Genomic DNA, 16624 nt, shown 5'->3' on the forward strand with positions numbered 1-16624 from the left:
TATGTATATGCTCATACGCTTTCGTTTTCTTCATGGTCCTGGCAAAATTCGTAGCCGATCATTTTTTATGGATGTAAAAAATAAGCGTATAGAAAAAAGAATACCGCTGACCAGGCGCATCACAACATTAAATAGTTTTAAGCTGATTGATAATAAAAGGATTAATCTGCAATAGCAGCAGCAATTTTCGCGGCGCGCCAGTCGGCTGACGTCGTTTTGTTTCCCAGCTTTTTACAAGATCGTAGCTGACGCCGACGGCCGCTGCAAAATCCTGCTGTTTTAGCCCGGTCGCTTCGCGGATAGCTTTAACATCGATCGGACTAAACGTATGAACATGCTGTGGCTCTGGCGTGAGTTCACCTTTTTCAATTTTTATCATTTCTTCTGCACTGGCCAGCAGATCGGCAAACAGTTCGTCTTTCATCTGTACCTCATCGCCCTTATTGACGCCGCATCGGGCCTATTATTTTGCCCGTATAGGAGTTACAGAACCTCAGCGTTACACCAGCATATTGCATAACTGCTTCAGCACTTTCTTTTGTTCTTCCGTTAAATCATCCTGCTCATTTTTTAGGATATACCAGAGCCAGATAGATTCGTCCTTTACTCGTTATATTGTAATAAATTACCCGCACACCGCCGCGCTTCCCTGTGCCTGGACGGCTCCAGCGAATTTTTCGAAACCCGCCGGTGCCCGAAATAGTTTCTCCGGCTTCAGGATTTTCAATTAATAACTCCTGAAAAGCTCGGAACTCATCATCCGGCAAAAGTGCATGACGCCGCTTACTGAAACCATTTAGTTCAATAAAAGTTTACATCTCGTTCCCTGACATGCTCGCGACTTTTAAGACATTTTAAGTGTACTTGGTACATATAACAAGCATTTTAATGTACTCAGTACACCTTATGATATGTCAGGAGAGAAGTAATTTGAACAGCACGCCGGAGGCATTGCGCCTCCGGCGGGAAGAGCATTAGAACGTCAGGCTGAGCTGCGCGCCTGCGCCCCAGGTTTCATCTTCACCGTACAGACCCATCAGGTCGACGTGAACGCGGTTAAACGGCGCAAAACCGATACCGGCGGTGGCGACGTTGCTGTCGTCCCCTTTCACATCTGCACGGTAGCCTGCACGCACCGCCAGCCAGTCAAGCGGACGTACTTCGGCACCCACGCCAACGTATTGGGAAGCCTCTTCGCTCTTAAAGCCTTTGGTCTCGGTGACATCGCCGTCGGCGCTGAGGGTCACCAGGTCCGTATGCCAGGCCACGCCTGCGGTCACCACCGGGCTGATCTGGTAGGTATCTTTGTAGTTGCGTACTTCCCCAGTACGGCCGTTGCGGATTTGGATATCTTTAGTATCGATATCGCGGGAGATCAGGTTCTGCCCGCTCAGGCCTACGGTCCAGTTATCACCAAAGTCAGCGGCAATACCGGCATCAACGTTGAAGCCGGTATCGTCGTTACGGTAGCGGCTGCTGTTGAAGTCGCTGCTGTCGTAGTCGTAGATAGAGGTGGTGTAGTTGAACAGCCAGGTCTTTTGCAGCTTCGGCGTCACGCCGATAGAGACCGGTACGTCGCCAAACTGGAACTGACGCGCCACGGCCACGCCGTAGTCGGAGACGATAGCGGCCCGTCCAGAAGCGGTGGAGTTCAGGTTACGGGTGATCTCATCCGAGCCGGCAGGAGAGAGTGCAGCGTTCAGCGCCACGCCTGCCGCGACCAGATCGCTGTTTTGAATATTGCGCAGGTAGTCAACATCCTGCTGATCGATGGCGGAACTCACGCGAGCATGCGCATACGCTTTGGTCACGAACGCAAAAGAGAGAACATCGTTGGGAATGCTTACCGCAATGCCCGCTGCGGCATTAGCGTGCGCCGTTTTACCCTTCAGGAAATCCAGCTCGTCAGCAAGATCGCCCGCTGCACCCTGGAACTGATCGATAGTGCCCAGCGGATTGGCAATAATCTGCGCCGTAGTCAGGTTATCAATAACATCATCGTAATAGTCGACTTTGTCGTTGATATCATCGATTTCGTCCTGCAGATTGTCTTTATCGCTAATCTGTGCCTGGACGCTCGGCAGGATAACGGTCACGTTATCATCTGGTTTGGCCTTGGCCAGCAGCGCCGGGTTAATCAGTACGCCGCTGCCGTAGCTGGCGGATGCAACACCGGTTCCGCCCATCGCATCGCTACGCGCTTCTGCCCATGTATTCGCTGCCCCTGCCTGAGTGACTACCCCAAAAGAGACCGCAAGTGTTACCACCGAAAGCTTAAAAATTTTTTTCACAGTTTGCCCTGTCTTATTGATCAAAGGTCGATTTATGCCCTGCCAGTTATCGCCTGGCGAGAGGTGAACTATTGCTGTGAAAAGCGATGCTAAATGCAGCTAATTCGTTTTTTTACCTGCAAGAGGATATTTTTATTCGTAACAATCTGCGTCTTTTTATAAACGCTCTTTACTTATAGAGGAGGAAATTCAATTCGGGAAGTTTTTCTGCTTCGAGAGGTGAAAATTTCAGGAAAATGCCAAGGGTAAGCTCAGCCTTGCGGGCGGAAGGAGCGCTCCGATCTCGGCGTTTGCCGCAGGATATGGTAAAGTAGCGGTTTCAACGTTATTACATTACGTCACTTGAGGATGCCCAATGGATAAGACCACTTCGCAGCAGATGCTGGCACATGCTGAAACGCTGTGCGCGCAGCGCAACGTGCGCCTGACCCCGCAGCGCCTTGAGGTTTTGCGCCTGATGAGCCTGCAACAGGGTGCGATCAGCGCCTATGACTTACTCGATCTTTTGCGCGTATCTGAGCCACAGGCCAAGCCGCCGACGGTTTACCGCGCCCTCGACTTCCTGCTGGAGCAGGGATTTGTGCATAAGGTTGAGTCGACAAACAGCTACGTGCTGTGTCACCTCTTCGATCAGCCTACGCATACGTCGGCAATGTTCATTTGCGATCGCTGTGGCGTAGTGAAAGAGGAAGCGGCTGAGGGCGTAGAAGATATTATGCACGCGCTGGCGGCAAAGATGGGCTTTGCGCTACGGCATAATGTCCTAGAGGCGCACGGGCTTTGTGCCGCATGTTCGGAAGTGGAAGCCTGCCGTCATCAGGGCGAATGCCAGCACGATCACAGCATTTTAGTGAAGAAAAAACCGCGTTAATGTAGGGATAGAAACAGAAGATAGGTCGGTACATCCTTGTACCGTCGGGTAGGGCATCCAGGCTGTTAATCTAAGAGATTACCAGCGATACTCGTTACGGGTTTCCCATTCGCCAACTTCTTTCTCGGCCTGGTCTTTCTGATAACCGTAACGTTCTTGAATTTTACCGACCAGCTGGTCGCGCTTACCTTCAATAACGGTCATGTCATCGTCCGTTAATTTGCCCCATTGCTCTTTCGCTTTACCTTTGAACTGTTTCCAGTTACCGCCGACTTCGTCTTTATTCATAATGGTATCCTCATCATCGTTCGGTGTTGAATAGCAATATTCGTTGGTCCTTCGTTACGTTCGTTATCTGCTGAACGTGATAATAATTGTAGCTAAGGATTTTCCAGGGTGAGATTTATTCGGAATATTTAACCATTCAGAGGCGCACAAACGACAGGAAGACAAGGTTAAAAAAGAGGTATAAAACGCGGGAGCAAAAAGTAGATTAAGCGCTGTGACAGAATAAAAGGAACTGCCACAGGCACTTATAGGATATCAGAGCCATTCGCCGTTGCGAATAACGCCAACCGCCAGCCCTTCAATACTGAAGTTCTGCTGACGCAGGTCAACAACGATAGGATCGAAGTCGCTGTTTTCAGGCAGCAGCTGTACGGTGTTGCCCTGCTTTTTCAGCCGCTTTACCGTGACTTCATCATCGATACGCGCCACGATCACCTGACCGTTACGCGCTTCCTGCGTTTTATGCACTGCCAGCAGATCGCCATCCATAATGCCGATATCTTTCATCGACATCCCGCTAACCCGCAGCAGGAAATCGGCGCTGGGCTTAAACAGGGATGGATCGACCTGGTAGTGACCTTCAATATGCTGCTGCGCCAGAAGCGGCTCACCGGCAGCGACGCGCCCAATCAGCGGCAGACCATCTTCCTCTTCCTGCAGCAGTCGGATCCCGCGCGATGCGCCGGAAACAATCTCAAGAACGCCTTTACGCGCCAGCGCTTTCAGGTGTTCTTCCGCCGCGTTTGGCGAACGGAATCCCAAACGCTGCGCAATTTCAGCACGCGTCGGCGGCATGCCGGTCTGGCTGATGTGATCGCGAATGAGATCAAACACCTCTTGCTGCCTGGCTGTTAACGCTTTCATCCCGCCCCCTGGGTGTATATACAGTTATGCTGTGAGTATATACAGCAAAAACTGTTTTTGAAACCAAATTTTGAGCAAAATCGCCGCGCAAGCCCGATTTTGCGCGCCTTAACGGTAATGTGACCAGAGCAGCATGCCCCAGGTTGCCAGCGCGAGCAGAATAGACATCAGCACCGCCGCCGAGCCCATGTCTTTGGCCCGGCCCGAAAGCTCATGAAAATCAGTGCCAATACGGTCGACAACCGCTTCGATCGCGCTGTTCAGGATCTCCACTATCATTACCAGCACAACGGACCCAATAAGCAGCACGCGGGTAATGGCGTCTACGTCGAGCCAGCAGGCGATGACAATGGCGAGGATCACCGCGACGGACTCCTGGCGGAAGGCGGCTTCGTTAAGCCATGCCGCACGAACACCCTTCCATGAGTACCCTGCGGCTTTAATGATTCGGGTTAAACCAGTGGTATTATTGGCCATCAAAAGAACCTTTTTACGTAATTATCGTCAATGTCTATGCGAGCGTACCGAGGTACAAAAGATATTCTGCGCGCTTTCTGATATTCTTGCGGCGCAATGGCATTATTAACCAGAGGCTTCACATTGTTTATGTCCGGCTGGCCACGAATTTACTACAAATTACTGAATTTACCATTAAGCGTGTTGGTAAAAAGCAAGTCGATTCCGGCAGAACCTGCCCAGGAACCTGGACTCGATACCTCACGCCCTATTATGTACGTTTTGCCTTATAACTCGAAGGCAGACTTACTGACGTTGCGTGCTCAGTGTCTGGCACATGAGCTGCCCGACCCGCTGGAGCCGCTGGAGATCGACGGCGCGCTGCTGCCGCGCTACATCTTTATCCATAGCGGCCCGCGTGTTTTTAGCTGGTACACGCCGAAAGAAGACTCCGTCAAGCTGTTCCATGACTATCTGGATCTCCACCGTAACCACCCGGATCTGGACGTGCAGATGGTGCCGGTATCGGTGATGTTTGGCCGCTCGCCGGGGCGCGAAAAAGGCGAAGTTAACCCGCCGCTGCGCATGCTGAACGGCATCCAGAAGTTTTTTGCCGTCTCCTGGCTGGGCCGCGATAGCTTTGTGCGCTTCTCTCCGCCGGTCTCCCTGCGCCGGATGGCTACTGAGCATGGCACGGACAAGATCATCGCCCAGAAGCTGGCCCGCGTAGCGCGTATGCATTTTGCTCGCCAGCGGCTTGCCGCCGTGGGCCCGCGCCTGCCGGCACGCCAGGATCTCTTTAATAAGCTGCTGGCATCAAAAGCAATTGCCCGCGCGGTAGAAGACGAAGCGCGCAGCAAAAAGATCTCTCATGAGAAAGCGCAGCAGAACGCCATCGCCCTGATGGAGGAGATAGCGGCCAACTTCTCCTATGAGATGATCCGCCTGAGCGACCGTATCCTTGGCTTTACCTGGAACCGGCTCTATCAGGGCATCAACGTGAATAACGCCGAGCGGGTCCGCCAGCTGGCGCACGACGGCCATGAAATTGTCTACGTGCCCTGCCACCGTAGCCACATGGACTACATGCTGCTCTCCTACGTCCTCTATCATCAGGGACTGGTACCGCCGCATATCGCCGCCGGGATTAACCTTAACTTCTGGCCTGCCGGACCGGTTTTCCGCCGCCTCGGGGCGTTCTTTATTCGCCGTACCTTCAAGGGCAACAAGCTCTACTCGACGGTGTTCCGTGAGTACCTGGGCGAATTGTTCAGCCGCGGCTACTCCGTGGAGTACTTCGTCGAGGGCGGACGCTCACGTACGGGGCGTCTGCTGGATCCAAAAACCGGCACCCTGTCGATGACCCTGCAAGCCATGCTGCGCGGCGGCACGCGCCCTATCACCCTTGTACCGATTTATATCGGCTACGAGCACGTGATGGAGGTGGGTACCTACGCTAAAGAGCTGCGCGGAGCGACCAAAGAGAAAGAGAACGTCTTTCAGATGCTGCGCGGCCTGAGCAAGCTGCGCAACCTTGGCCAGGGCTACGTTAACTTTGGCGAGCCGCTTCCGCTGATGACCTGGCTCAATCAGCATGTGCCGGAGTGGCGCGAGTCGATCGATCCGATTGAGGCGATACGCCCGGCCTGGCTGACGCCGACCGTTAATACCATCGCTGCCGATCTGATGGTGCGCATTAACAACGCCGGTGCGGCAAACGCCATGAACCTTTGCTGTACCGCGCTGTTGGCCTCGCGTCAACGATCGCTGACCCGTGAGCAGCTGACCGAGCAGCTGGACTGCTATCTCGACCTGCTGCGCAACGTGCCCTACTCGCCTGATGCCACCGCCCCGGCGGCAAGCGCCAGCGAGCTGATCGCCCACGCGCTGCAGATGAACAAGTTCGAGGTAGAGAAAGACACCATCGGCGACATCATTATCCTGCCGCGCGAGCAGGCGGTGCTGATGACCTATTACCGCAACAACATCGCGCATATGCTGGTCCTGCCCTCTCTGATGGCAGCCATCGTGACCCAGCATCGCCAGATCTCGCGCGAAGAGCTGCTGCGCCACGTTGACGTGCTCTATCCGATGCTGAAAGCGGAGCTGTTCCTGCGCTGGGATAACAGCGAGCTGCCAGAGGTGTTGAACGTGCTGATCGCCGAGATGGTGCGCCAGGGGCTGCTGGTAGATAAAGACGAGCGTCTGTATCTCAACCCGCAGCGCTCACGCACCCTGCAGCTGCTGGCAGCGGGCGCACGCGAGACTCTCCAGCGCTACGCCATTACCTTCTGGCTGCTGAGTGCTAATCCGGCCATTAACCGTGGCACGCTGGAGAAAGAGAGCCGCACCCTGGCCCAGCGCCTGTCGGTGCTGCACGGGATCAACGCGCCAGAGTTCTTCGATAAGGCAGTGTTTAGTACCCTGGTGCTGACGCTGCGCGATGAAGGCTATATCAGCGATACGGGCGATGCCGATCCGGCTAAAACCATGCAGGTCTATCTCCTGCTGGCGGATCTGGTGACGCCTGACGTGCGATTGACCATCGAGAGCGCGACGCAGGCGGAAGCGTAATAGTGAGGCCCGGCACACTTGCCGGGCCTCTTTTTTAGGGCAGGTAACTCACCGCCAGCCCAACAAACAGTGCCAGGCCCACGTAGTTATTGTTCAGGAAGGCTTTGAAACAGGCGTCGCGATCGCGATGCACAATCATCTTCTGTTGCCAGATAAACAGCGCCCCTGCTACCGCAATAGAGGCATAGAAGGCCCAGCCCAGACCGTTCAGCCAGCCCACCGCTGCCATCAGCACTAGCACCAGCACCTGCAAAATGCCGACGATCAGCTTATCGTGACGACCAAAGAGAATAGCCGTCGATTTAATGCCGATCTTAACGTCGTCGTCCCGGTCCACCATCGCATAGAGCGTATCGTAGGCCACCGCCCACAGGATGTTGGCGAAGAACATCAGCCAGCAGCTCAGGGGAACCGACTCGCTCACGGCGGCAAAGGCCATGGGAATCGACCAGCCAAAAGCAGCACCCAGCACCACCTGCGGCAGGTGGGTATAGCGCTTCATGAAGGGATAAGTCCAGGCCAGCGCCAGTGCGGCTATCGACAACAGGATGGTCATCAGGTTGAGGGTCAGCACCAGCATAAACGCGAGCAACACCAGCACGATAAACAGGTTACGCGCCTCTTTTTCGCTCACCGCGCCGCTCGGCAGCGGTCGGTTGGCAGTGCGCTTCACGTGGCCGTCAAACTTGCGGTCAGCATAGTCGTTCACCACGCAGCCAGCGGCGCGCATCAGCCAGACCCCGGCGATAAACACCACGAGGATCCCCAGCGGCGGCACGCCCGGCGTCGCCACCCACAGCGCCCACAGGGTGGGCCATAGCAACAGCAGCGCGCCAATTGGCTTGTCCGTGCGCATTAAGCGGTGATAAGCCAGCAGCTTACCCTGCGTAAGACTCCACTCCATTTCTACTCCTCTCGATACAGCGGCGATGCAGGTAAAAACAGCTCCGTCAGCAGCAGCGGCTTGCCGCCGAGGCGCAGCCGGGAGCGGCGTCCCCAGAGATCGGCGTGACGGCCTATTTCAATAAAATCACGGGTTAGGGTTGATGAGGTAAAGAGATAGCGTCCCAACGGCGTATTGCCTAGCCGCTGTAGCGCCAGCTCCGGACCGGACAGGGTTGACTCCGGCACTACCGTACGCCCAGCCAGCCAGGGCTTGCCGTCGGCACAGAGCAGGATCTCCCGCAGCCAGTAGCGGGATGCCTCGGGCAACAGCGGGCGCTCTTCCGGCACCTCATCGGCGGTGACAAACGCCTCTCTTATGAGCGTAACACTCACCTGACGACCCTGCTGTTCAAAACGCTTGGTCATTGAATCTTCCAGCAGTAGCCAGTCAAGCAGGTGCGGTTCAAGGGCGGGGATGTCGTCAAAATAGCGCAGTGCGCGCAGCTGCGTTAGCGCAGGGTGTGGCATGCCTTACTCTCCGGTACATAACGTAGCAACAGTGTATCGCAGAACAGGCAGATCGGGAAAAAGGGTGCACCGGTGAAGGTGCACCAAACGGACAAAATCAGCATTGTGGGGAGACGATCACCCCTTGCCTTTTACACTGCTGATAAACGTAGCGCGGGCGGACGTAGAGCCCAGGCTCTCAGCCTCATTTAATAATTTCAGTGCCTTATCGATATTGCCGCTGGCGACGGCCTGCTTAATACCTTGGTTGAAGTAGTTTTCCGTATCGTTCAGTACCGGTTCACGCTTCGCTGCCGGGGCCGGAGCCGGGGCTTGAGCAGGCGCTGCTGCCGGAGCAGGTGCAGCCGCCGGAGCAGCGTAGGCGGTGGCCGGTGCGGCGGTATTACCGACGGTCACGGCAGCATGGCCGGAAGAGCCAAAGATCGGCCCGACCAGGATGCTGGAGGCAGAGTTAGTGCTGACTTTGAGTTTCACCGTGCCGTCCGGCGTATGGCGCGCCTGCGGATCCGGAATATCCGGTACTGCGTTACCCACACCTTTGGCGTAGGCCTTTGCCGGGTTGATCATGGTGGTGGTGCGCTGCAAATCTTCCGGGGTGGTAAAGACCAGCAGGTAGATTTTTTGCTGGCCCAGCGCCGGTGTCAGCTTAATGATCCCCTCAAGACGGTCGGCAGACATCACGCCCGGCTCCTGATAGGTAAAGTAGCTGCTCGGGAACCACGCGGCAGGGGTGAGGTTTTGATCAAGCACCAGCACGTTGGGCGCAAAGATCGATTTTTGCTTATCCGCGACGCTGGTCAGGGTAATGGTTAACTCACCGATGTTAGCCGGTACGCTGTAGGCGGCCACTTTACCGGTGATGCCGGGCACGTTCAGGGTTTGACCTGCCGTCGCCAGGCTAGTGGTCTGGGTTTGTGAATTGGCAACCGGCGTCCAGGCGAGCTGCTGGAGCGCCCCTGTCGGGATGGCCGGTGCAGCTGACGTATCCTGCGGAATCAGATTCACGTCGGCGAAGCTCACTGCGGGCACGCAGGCGAGCAGCCCTGCTCCGAGGCAGAGCGCGAGAAGCGTTTTTTTCATTTTCATTATAGTGACCTCTGTAGAGATGACGGGACGGTAGCCAGGCAATAGCGCGCCGCGTCAGAGATGGATCTTTACTGAGTTAAGAGGGGCCGAAGCCCCTCCTGAGTACTGCATTAGATCAACGCTGTCTTACCACCAGATTTCCATCTGGGCACCGAAGGTCCACTCGTCATCATCGCCGCGGCTGAAGGTACGAGCAGAGGTATCCTGGTAAGCGTAACCGGCGGTGTAACCAGCAACTCTGTCGCCGCCATTGTTAGCAAAGCCGAAGGACTCATCCCACTTGGCGTAGGTTGCGAACACGCGCAGCGCCGGACGGGACCAGATGCTGTCGCCTGCCTGCCACTGCTGGGCCAGGGTCACTTTGACCTGGTCGTTGGTAGAGTCGGTACGCTGGGACTTCACGTTGTCATAGCCAACTTCCAGCAGGGTGCTCATGATCGGCGTCCATTTGAACATCGGACGCACGCCCACGGTCCACCAGCGGGTGCCGTTGCCGTTATCCAGATCGATATCCTGGTACATACCGACGTACATCATGTCCCAGCGGTCGCCCATAGAGATGGAGCCGTGGTCGATAAAGCGCAGCAGGTGGCCGTCGTTGTTAAGCTGAGCGCCCTGCGGAATGCCTTTACCGTTAGAGGTCATGGAATCGGTAGCGTACTGCACGATGAACTTGTTGAAGCCGGTGCCGATAGTCTGCACGTGCTCACCGGTGAACAGCCAGCCATCTTTGCTCGCGTTTGGTTGCAGGTAGTAGTCATCCGGCAGGTTGGTGTGACCGTAGTCAACGCCAAGCTCCAGGGTGCCGCCCGGGTTCACTTCCAGACCGGCTAAACGCACGTCAAAGACGTCGTTCGGCACGATATTGTCATAGGTACGATCGCCGGTAATCGGATCGCGATCGGCGAAGGTTGAGGAGCCGCCGGACTCAGACGAACGGGTGCCCGCCAGAGAGAGCTTACCGAAGCCGAGATCGATGTTTTCGATACCTGCGCCTGGGCCGGAGATATCCCAGTAGTAGAAGTCGATCATGTGGACGTCATGACGCTGATAGAAGCGTTTACCTGCCCAAATGGTGGAGCCTGGCAGCGCCTCGATCAGGTTTTTACCCTGAACGTTGGCTTCACGGAAGGCCGGACTGGTCGCTTCCCAGTCGTTCTGCTGGGAAACGGAGTAGGCAACGTTAGTGTCGAAGTAGAAGCTCTTATCGCCCTCTTTCCACACTTCCTGGCCCAGTTTTAATTCAGCATAGGTTTCGCATTCGTTACCAAGACGGTATTTACTTTGAGCCCCGGTTGCCTGGAAACACTCTTGCGGGCCGCCGCTGCCGGTCCAGCCGATGCCGGAACGTGCGTAGCCTTTGAAATCAACAGCACCCGCCTGGGCAGCCATCACGCCTGCTGCTATGGCGACGGCCAGAGGGAGTTTGCGCAGAGTAATCATCGTTCTATCTCCTGAAGCTTTGCTTGCTTTTCTTTGTAATGGGAATGCTTAAACGCCAGGCTCCTGATGCAATCTCCGACAGGCACTGCCGTCCTCACGGAACAGATGGCAGCGCTCCGGCGGCAAGCCGATAGCGAATGTGGCACCCTCTTCTACCAACACCACGTCCCCCTGGCGGTAAACCAGGTTTTGACGGATGGCGGGGATCTGGATATGAATTTGCGTTTCGTGACCTAACTGCTCAACAACCTGTACCTGCCCTTCCAGCGTGACATCGGCGATGTCGCTGGGCAGCAGATGCTCGGGACGGATCCCAAGAGACATATTTGCACCCACCTGTACGTGAGCGCTGTCTACCGGCAGCCAGATCTGCTGGCGGTTCGGCAGCTCCACCTGCACCTGCTCAATGGCGGTGGCGGTCACTTTTACCGGCAGGAAGTTCATCTTGGGCGAACCGATAAAGCCCGCTACGAAACGGTCTGCCGGGTAGTGATAAAGCTCCAGCGGCTTGCCAATCTGCGCCACGCGACCGGCGTCCAGCACCACAATCTTGTCCGCCAGGGTCATCGCCTCGACCTGATCGTGGGTGACGTAGATCATCGTGCGCCCAAGGCGCTTGTGCAGGCGGGAGATCTCAATTCGCATCTGCACGCGCAGCGCCGCATCAAGGTTCGAGAGCGGCTCATCGAGCAGGAACACGCGCGGCTCCGCCACCAGCGTACGGCCAATGGCGACGCGCTGGCGCTGACCGCCAGAGAGCGCTTTCGGCTTGCGATCCAGCAGATGGCCCAGCTGTAACACCTCGGCAACCTGGTTGACGCGCTGGTTAATCACCTCTTTCTTTGCGCCGGCCAGCTTCAGGCCGAACGACATATTCTCTGCCACCGAGAGGTGGGGATAGAGCGCATAGGACTGGAACACCATGCCAACGCCGCGATCCGCTGGGGGGATCTCGTTCATTCGCGTGTCGCCAATCATTAAGTCGCCGCTGGTGATGGTCTCCAGCCCGGCAATCATGCGCAGCAGGGTCGATTTTCCGCAGCCTGACGGTCCGACAAACACCACGAACTCCCCCTCCTGGATGTCGAGGTTGATGTCTTTTGACACCACTACGTCACCCCAGGCCTTCGTCACATTCCTCAGCTGCACGCTCGCCATGCCCTTCTCCCTTCCTTCGTTACAACCCTGAAACATTCAGTTGCAGTGACTATGCGTCATGTGTAAGTCAGGCGAATCCTCCACCCCCCGGTTTTTTATGGGGGAGGAGACGGGAGGATGAGCGGCACGGCTCTGCCACCGGGGCCACGGGCTGCGGGCAATTTTCGTGATGCCGCCAGCAAAAATTGCGGCGCTTTTGTGTGCGCCGGTACGCATAACTCTGTTTTATGTAACAACGATCACACATCGCGGCGGCAGGGCGTAGGTCGGGGGAGGATGAGAAGCGCTTGTCAAACCGGGAGACTGAGAGGCGTCAATTTATCGCTACCTAAAGGACGGGATTTATGAACATGAAAACTGGCGCTCGCATCCTTGCGCTCTCCGCGCTGACGACGATGATGTTTTCCGCCTCGGCCCTTGCCAAAATTGAAGAAGGCAAGCTGGTGATCTGGATCAACGGCGACAAAGGCTATAACGGCCTTGCGGAAGTCGGCCAGAAATTCGAGAAGGATACCGGGATTAAGGTCACCGTTGAGCATCCGGACAAGCTGGAAGAGAAATACCCGCAGGTGGCGGCGACCGGTGACGGCCCGGACATTATCCTCTGGGCGCATGACCGTTTTGGTGGCTATGCCCAGTCTGGCCTGCTGGCAGAAATCACCCCCGACAAAGCCTTCCAGGACAAGCTGTTCCCGTTCACCTGGGATGCGGTGCGCTATAACGGCAAGCTGATCGCCTATCCGATCTCCGTTGAAGCCCTGTCGCTGATCTATAACAAAGACCTGGTGCCGAACCCGCCGAAAACCTGGGAAGAGATCCCGGCCCTAGATAAAGAGCTGAAGGCGAAAGGCAAGAGCGCGCTGATGTTCAACCTGCAGGAGCCGTACTTCACCTGGCCGCTGATCGCCGCCGACGGTGGTTACGCGTTTAAATTTGCCGACGGCAAGTATGACGTGAAAGACGTGGGCGTGGACAACGCCGGTGCCAAAGCGGGCCTGGGCTTCCTGGTTGATCTGATCAAGAACAAACACATGAACGCCGACACCGACTACTCCATCGCCGAAGCCGCCTTTAATAAAGGCGAAACCGCGATGACCATCAACGGTCCGTGGGCGTGGTCAAACATCGACAAGAGCAAAGTGAACTACGGCGTAACGCTGCTGCCGACCTTTAAAGGCAAGCCGTCGAAACCGTTCGTTGGTGTGCTGAGCGCGGGCATCAACGCCGCCAGCCCGAACAAAGAGCTGGCGAAAGAGTTCATTGAAAACTACCTGCTGACCGACCAGGGCCTGGACGCGGTTAACAAAGATAAGCCGCTGGGTGCCGTGGCGCTGAAATCCTTCCAGGAGACCTTAGCGAAGGATCCACGCATTGCCGCCACTATGGGCAACGCCGAGAAGGGCGAAATCATGCCTAACGTTCCGCAGATGGCTGCCTTCTGGTACGCGGTGCGTACGGCAGTGATCAACGCCGCCAGCGGTCGCCAGACCGTGGACGCCGCGCTGAAAGATGCGCAGGGTCGTGTTACCAAGTAATAAAAATGGCGGGTGGCAAATGGCTACCCGCCCTACAACTGACAATGTTTTCCACGGTTGTTGAGGAAGTGTCTCATGGATGTCGTTAAAAAGAGTGCCTGGTGGCAAAGCAACGCGCTGAAGTGGTCGGCGATCGCCCTGCTTGGGCTGCTGGTGGGCTATCTTGTGGTTTTGATGTACGCCCAGGGAGAGTACCTGTTTGCCATCACGACGCTGATCTTAAGCTCGGTTGGCCTCTATATTTTCGCCAATCGTAAAGCCTACGCCTGGCGCTATGTCTACCCCGGTCTCGCCGGGATGGGCCTGTTTGTTCTCTTTCCGCTGATCTGCACCATCGCTATCGCCTTCACTAACTACAGCAGCACCAACCAGCTGGCGCAGGAGCGCGTTCGCGACGTGCTGATGGATCGCGTCTATCAGGCGGGTAAGACCTTTAACTTTGGCCTCTATCCGGCAGAGAATAAATGGCAGCTGGTGCTGACCGACGGCGAGAGCGACAAGCACTACGTTTCGGAACCCTTTACCCCCGGCGGCGAGCAGACCCTGAACCTGAAAGAGGCAGCGGCCCTGCCTGCGGGCGAACGCGCCAACCTGCGCGTGATTACCCAGCAGCGCCAGGCGCTGACGCAGCTGACCGCCGTGCTGCCGGATGAGAGCCACGTGGTGATGAGCTCGCTGCGCCAGTTCTCCGGCACGCGCCCGCTCTATACCCTTGCCGACGACGGTACGCTCACTAACAACCAGAGCGGCGTTAAATACCGTCCCAATAACGAGGTCGGTTTCTATCAGGCCGTCAACGCCGACGGCGGCTGGGGCAGCGAGCGCCTCAGCCCAGGCTATACCGTGACCATCGGCTGGGACAACTTTATGCGCGTCTTCACCGACGAAGGCATTCAGAAGCCGTTCCTGGCGATCTTCGTCTGGACCGTGGTTTTCTCGCTGCTGACGGTGGTGCTGACCGTGGCGGTCGGTATGGTGCTGGCGTGCCTTGTGCAGTGGGAAGCCCTGCGCGGTAAGGCGATCTACCGGGTACTGCTGATCCTGCCCTATGCCGTACCGTCCTTTATCTCGATCCTGATCTTCAAAGGGCTGTTTAACCAGAGCTTCGGTGAAATCAACATGATGCTGGGGGCGCTGTTCGGTGCCAAGCCCGCCTGGTTTAGCGATCCCACCACCGCCCGCGCGATGGTAGTCATCGTTAACACCTGGCTCGGCTATCCCTACATGATGATCCTCTGCATGGGCCTGCTAAAAGCGATTCCAGACGATCTCTATGAGGCCTCGTCAATGGACGGCGCGGGACCGATGCAGAACTTCTTCCGCATTACCCTGCCGCTGCTGGTCGTGCCGCTCACGCCGCTGATGATCGCCAGCTTTGCGTTTAACTTTAATAACTTCGTGCTGATCCAGCTTCTGACCAACGGCGGCCCGGATCGCCTGGGCACCACCACGCCCGCAGGCTATACCGATCTGCTCGTGAGCTACACCTACCGCATCGCCTTTGAAGGCGGCGGCGGCCAGGATTTCGGGCTTGCTGCGGCGATTGCCACGCTGATCTTCCTGCTGGTTGGCGTCCTGGCGATTGTGAATTTGAAAGCCACGCGCATGAAATTTGATTAAGGGAGAGACAGACAATGGCTATGGTTCAACCCAAATCGCAAAAGCTACGCCTTTTCCTTACGCATCTGGGGCTGCTGATTTTTATCGCGGCGATCATGTTCCCGCTGCTGATGGTCATTGCCATCTCGCTGCGTCCCGGTAACTTCGCTACCGGCAGCCTGATCCCGGATCAGATCTCGTGGGAGCACTGGCGTCTGGCGCTGGGCTTCAGCGTTGAACATGCGGACGGGCGCGTTACTCCGCCGCCGTTCCCGGTGCTGCTGTGGCTGTGGAACTCGGTGAAAATCGCAGGTATTACGGCGGTGGGCATCGTGGTGCTCTCCACCACCTGCGCCTACGCCTTTGCCCGCATGCGCTTTACCGGTAAGTCGGCGCTGCTGAAAGGGATGCTGATTTTCCAGATGTTCCCGGCGGTGCTCTCTCTGGTGGCGCTCTATGCCCTGTTCGACCGCCTCGGTCAGTACGTACCCTTTATCGGCCTGAACACGCACGGTGGGGTGATCTTCGCCTATCTGGGCGGCATCGCTCTGCATGTTTGGACGATCAAGGGCTACTTTGAAACCATCGACAATTCGTTGGAAGAAGCGGCATCGCTGGATGGGGCGACGCCGTGGCAGGCGTTCCGTCTGGTCTTGCTGCCGCTTTCGGTCCCGATTCTGGCGGTGGTGTTTATTCTGTCGTTTATCGCCGCTATTACCGAAGTCCCGGTCGCCTCGCTGCTGCTGCGCGACGTCGACAGCTACACTCTGGCGGTAGGGATGCAGCAGTATCTCAACCCGCAGAACTACCTGTGGGGCGATTTTGCCGCGGCGGCGGTGCTCTCTGCTATTCCGATTACCCTTGTCTTCCTGCTGGCCCAGCGCTGGCTGGTTAACGGCCTGACAGCAGGCGGGGTGAAAGGCTAGATTTCATCATGTAATGCCACTGTTATCCTCAACGTTGATCTATCCATTTGTACTTTGACTCGTGACTGTTATTGGCGCTCTCTGGAGCGCCATTTTTTTATTCCCGCTTCAGCCGTTTTG

15 protein-coding genes and 1 pseudogene are annotated in these 16624 nt (G+C 56.4%); 5 read left to right on the forward strand and 11 right to left on the reverse strand.

Annotated features, from left to right (window positions below; translation table 11 throughout):
• Nucleotides 1-127: 127 nt before the first annotated feature.
• From nadS to FN633_RS15140, 3 genes and pseudogenes are all read right to left on the reverse strand, one after another.
• On the reverse strand, nucleotides 128-424 hold the full coding sequence (nadS, locus tag FN633_RS15130; RefSeq protein ID WP_154058271.1) for a NadS family protein: 297 nt from the start codon (nucleotides 422-424) through the stop codon (nucleotides 128-130).
• A 75-nt stretch (nucleotides 425-499) separates the two neighbouring features.
• Nucleotides 500-806, reverse strand: a pseudogene (locus FN633_RS18535) (type II toxin-antitoxin system RelE/ParE family toxin).
• Between the two features lie 168 nt (nucleotides 807-974).
• Nucleotides 975-2291, reverse strand: a complete 1317-nt coding sequence (locus tag FN633_RS15140; protein WP_154058272.1) for a conjugal transfer protein TraF — start codon at nucleotides 2289-2291, stop codon at nucleotides 975-977.
• 355 nt (nucleotides 2292-2646) lie between these two features.
• On the opposite strand from FN633_RS15140, the gene zur reads away from it, so the two are divergent.
• On the forward strand, nucleotides 2647-3162 hold the full coding sequence (zur, locus tag FN633_RS15145; protein WP_154058273.1) for a zinc uptake transcriptional repressor Zur: 516 nt from the start codon (nucleotides 2647-2649) through the stop codon (nucleotides 3160-3162).
• A 78-nt stretch (nucleotides 3163-3240) separates the two neighbouring features.
• Here the strand turns inward: zur and FN633_RS15150 are convergent, their stop codons facing one another.
• The 3 genes from FN633_RS15150 to FN633_RS15160 form a co-directional block, all read right to left on the reverse strand.
• On the reverse strand, nucleotides 3241-3450 hold the full coding sequence (locus FN633_RS15150) for a CsbD family protein (protein ID WP_042388878.1): 210 nt from the start codon (nucleotides 3448-3450) through the stop codon (nucleotides 3241-3243).
• Between the two features lie 255 nt (nucleotides 3451-3705).
• Nucleotides 3706-4314: a transcriptional repressor LexA gene (lexA, locus tag FN633_RS15155; protein WP_154058274.1), complete on the reverse strand. Its 609-nt coding sequence runs from the start codon at nucleotides 4312-4314 to the stop codon at nucleotides 3706-3708.
• A 108-nt stretch (nucleotides 4315-4422) separates the two neighbouring features.
• Entirely contained in the window at nucleotides 4423-4791 is a 369-nt protein-coding gene (locus FN633_RS15160; protein ID WP_042388883.1) for a diacylglycerol kinase, read from the reverse strand.
• Between the two features lie 129 nt (nucleotides 4792-4920).
• Between FN633_RS15160 and plsB the strand changes: the two genes are divergently transcribed.
• Nucleotides 4921-7344: a glycerol-3-phosphate 1-O-acyltransferase PlsB gene (plsB, locus tag FN633_RS15165; protein WP_154058275.1), complete on the forward strand. Its 2424-nt coding sequence runs from the start codon at nucleotides 4921-4923 to the stop codon at nucleotides 7342-7344.
• A gap of 34 nt (nucleotides 7345-7378) precedes the next feature.
• On the opposite strand, the gene ubiA is transcribed toward plsB, so the two are convergent.
• The 5 genes from ubiA to malK all read right to left on the reverse strand — a co-directional run bounded on the left by ubiA (nucleotide 7379) and on the right by malK (nucleotide 12444).
• Nucleotides 7379-8248, reverse strand: a complete 870-nt coding sequence (ubiA, locus tag FN633_RS15170; protein ID WP_042388888.1) for a 4-hydroxybenzoate octaprenyltransferase — start codon at nucleotides 8246-8248, stop codon at nucleotides 7379-7381.
• Between the two features lie 2 nt (nucleotides 8249-8250).
• Nucleotides 8251-8757 (reverse strand): chorismate lyase, encoded by a 507-nt coding sequence (gene ubiC, locus FN633_RS15175; RefSeq protein WP_154058276.1) that lies wholly within the window; start codon nucleotides 8755-8757, stop codon nucleotides 8251-8253.
• Between the two features lie 117 nt (nucleotides 8758-8874).
• Nucleotides 8875-9843, reverse strand: a complete 969-nt coding sequence (gene malM / locus FN633_RS15180) for a maltose operon protein MalM (RefSeq protein WP_154058277.1) — start codon at nucleotides 9841-9843, stop codon at nucleotides 8875-8877.
• A gap of 126 nt (nucleotides 9844-9969) precedes the next feature.
• The gene (locus tag FN633_RS15185) at nucleotides 9970-11286 is read right to left on the reverse strand and encodes a maltoporin (RefSeq protein ID WP_154058278.1); all 1317 of its coding nucleotides are present in this window, start codon (nucleotides 11284-11286) and stop codon (nucleotides 9970-9972) included.
• A gap of 48 nt (nucleotides 11287-11334) precedes the next feature.
• On the reverse strand, nucleotides 11335-12444 hold the full coding sequence (gene malK / locus FN633_RS15190; protein WP_042388901.1) for a maltose/maltodextrin ABC transporter ATP-binding protein MalK: 1110 nt from the start codon (nucleotides 12442-12444) through the stop codon (nucleotides 11335-11337).
• Between the two features lie 344 nt (nucleotides 12445-12788).
• Between malK and malE the strand changes: the two genes are divergently transcribed.
• From malE to malG, 3 genes are all read left to right on the forward strand, one after another.
• On the forward strand, nucleotides 12789-13979 hold the full coding sequence (gene malE / locus FN633_RS15195; RefSeq protein ID WP_042388903.1) for a maltose/maltodextrin ABC transporter substrate-binding protein MalE: 1191 nt from the start codon (nucleotides 12789-12791) through the stop codon (nucleotides 13977-13979).
• A 75-nt stretch (nucleotides 13980-14054) separates the two neighbouring features.
• Nucleotides 14055-15599 (forward strand): maltose ABC transporter permease MalF, encoded by a 1545-nt coding sequence (gene malF, locus FN633_RS15200; protein WP_154058279.1) that lies wholly within the window; start codon nucleotides 14055-14057, stop codon nucleotides 15597-15599.
• A gap of 14 nt (nucleotides 15600-15613) precedes the next feature.
• A complete protein-coding gene (gene malG, locus FN633_RS15205) occupies nucleotides 15614-16504 on the forward strand; it encodes a maltose ABC transporter permease MalG (RefSeq protein ID WP_042388909.1) in 891 nt (296 codons plus the stop codon).
• Nucleotides 16505-16624 lie beyond the last annotated feature (120 nt).

The sequence above is a fragment of the Pseudescherichia vulneris genome, from assembly GCF_902164725.1.
GTDB lineage: Bacteria > Pseudomonadota > Gammaproteobacteria > Enterobacterales > Enterobacteriaceae > Pseudescherichia > Pseudescherichia vulneris.

Coding starts and splice junctions, on each gene's coding strand:
- nadS (WP_154058271.1), bottom strand. CDS start 424: ATGAAAGACGAACTGTTTGCCGATCTGCTGGCCAGTGCAGAAGAAATG.
- malG (WP_042388909.1), top strand. CDS start 15,614: ATGGCTATGGTTCAACCCAAATCGCAAAAGCTACGCCTTTTCCTTACG.
- malF (WP_154058279.1), top strand. CDS start 14,055: ATGGATGTCGTTAAAAAGAGTGCCTGGTGGCAAAGCAACGCGCTGAAG.
- lexA (WP_154058274.1), bottom strand. CDS start 4,314: ATGAAAGCGTTAACAGCCAGGCAGCAAGAGGTGTTTGATCTCATTCGC.
- ubiA (WP_042388888.1), bottom strand. CDS start 8,248: ATGGAGTGGAGTCTTACGCAGGGTAAGCTGCTGGCTTATCACCGCTTA.
- ubiC (WP_154058276.1), bottom strand. CDS start 8,757: ATGCCACACCCTGCGCTAACGCAGCTGCGCGCACTGCGCTATTTTGAC.
- FN633_RS15160 (WP_042388883.1), bottom strand. CDS start 4,791: ATGGCCAATAATACCACTGGTTTAACCCGAATCATTAAAGCCGCAGGG.
- FN633_RS15150 (WP_042388878.1), bottom strand. CDS start 3,450: ATGAATAAAGACGAAGTCGGCGGTAACTGGAAACAGTTCAAAGGTAAA.
- plsB (WP_154058275.1), top strand. CDS start 4,921: ATGTCCGGCTGGCCACGAATTTACTACAAATTACTGAATTTACCATTA.
- malE (WP_042388903.1), top strand. CDS start 12,789: ATGAACATGAAAACTGGCGCTCGCATCCTTGCGCTCTCCGCGCTGACG.
- zur (WP_154058273.1), top strand. CDS start 2,647: ATGGATAAGACCACTTCGCAGCAGATGCTGGCACATGCTGAAACGCTG.
- FN633_RS15185 (WP_154058278.1), bottom strand. CDS start 11,286: ATGATTACTCTGCGCAAACTCCCTCTGGCCGTCGCCATAGCAGCAGGC.
- malK (WP_042388901.1), bottom strand. CDS start 12,444: ATGGCGAGCGTGCAGCTGAGGAATGTGACGAAGGCCTGGGGTGACGTA.
- malM (WP_154058277.1), bottom strand. CDS start 9,843: ATGAAAATGAAAAAAACGCTTCTCGCGCTCTGCCTCGGAGCAGGGCTG.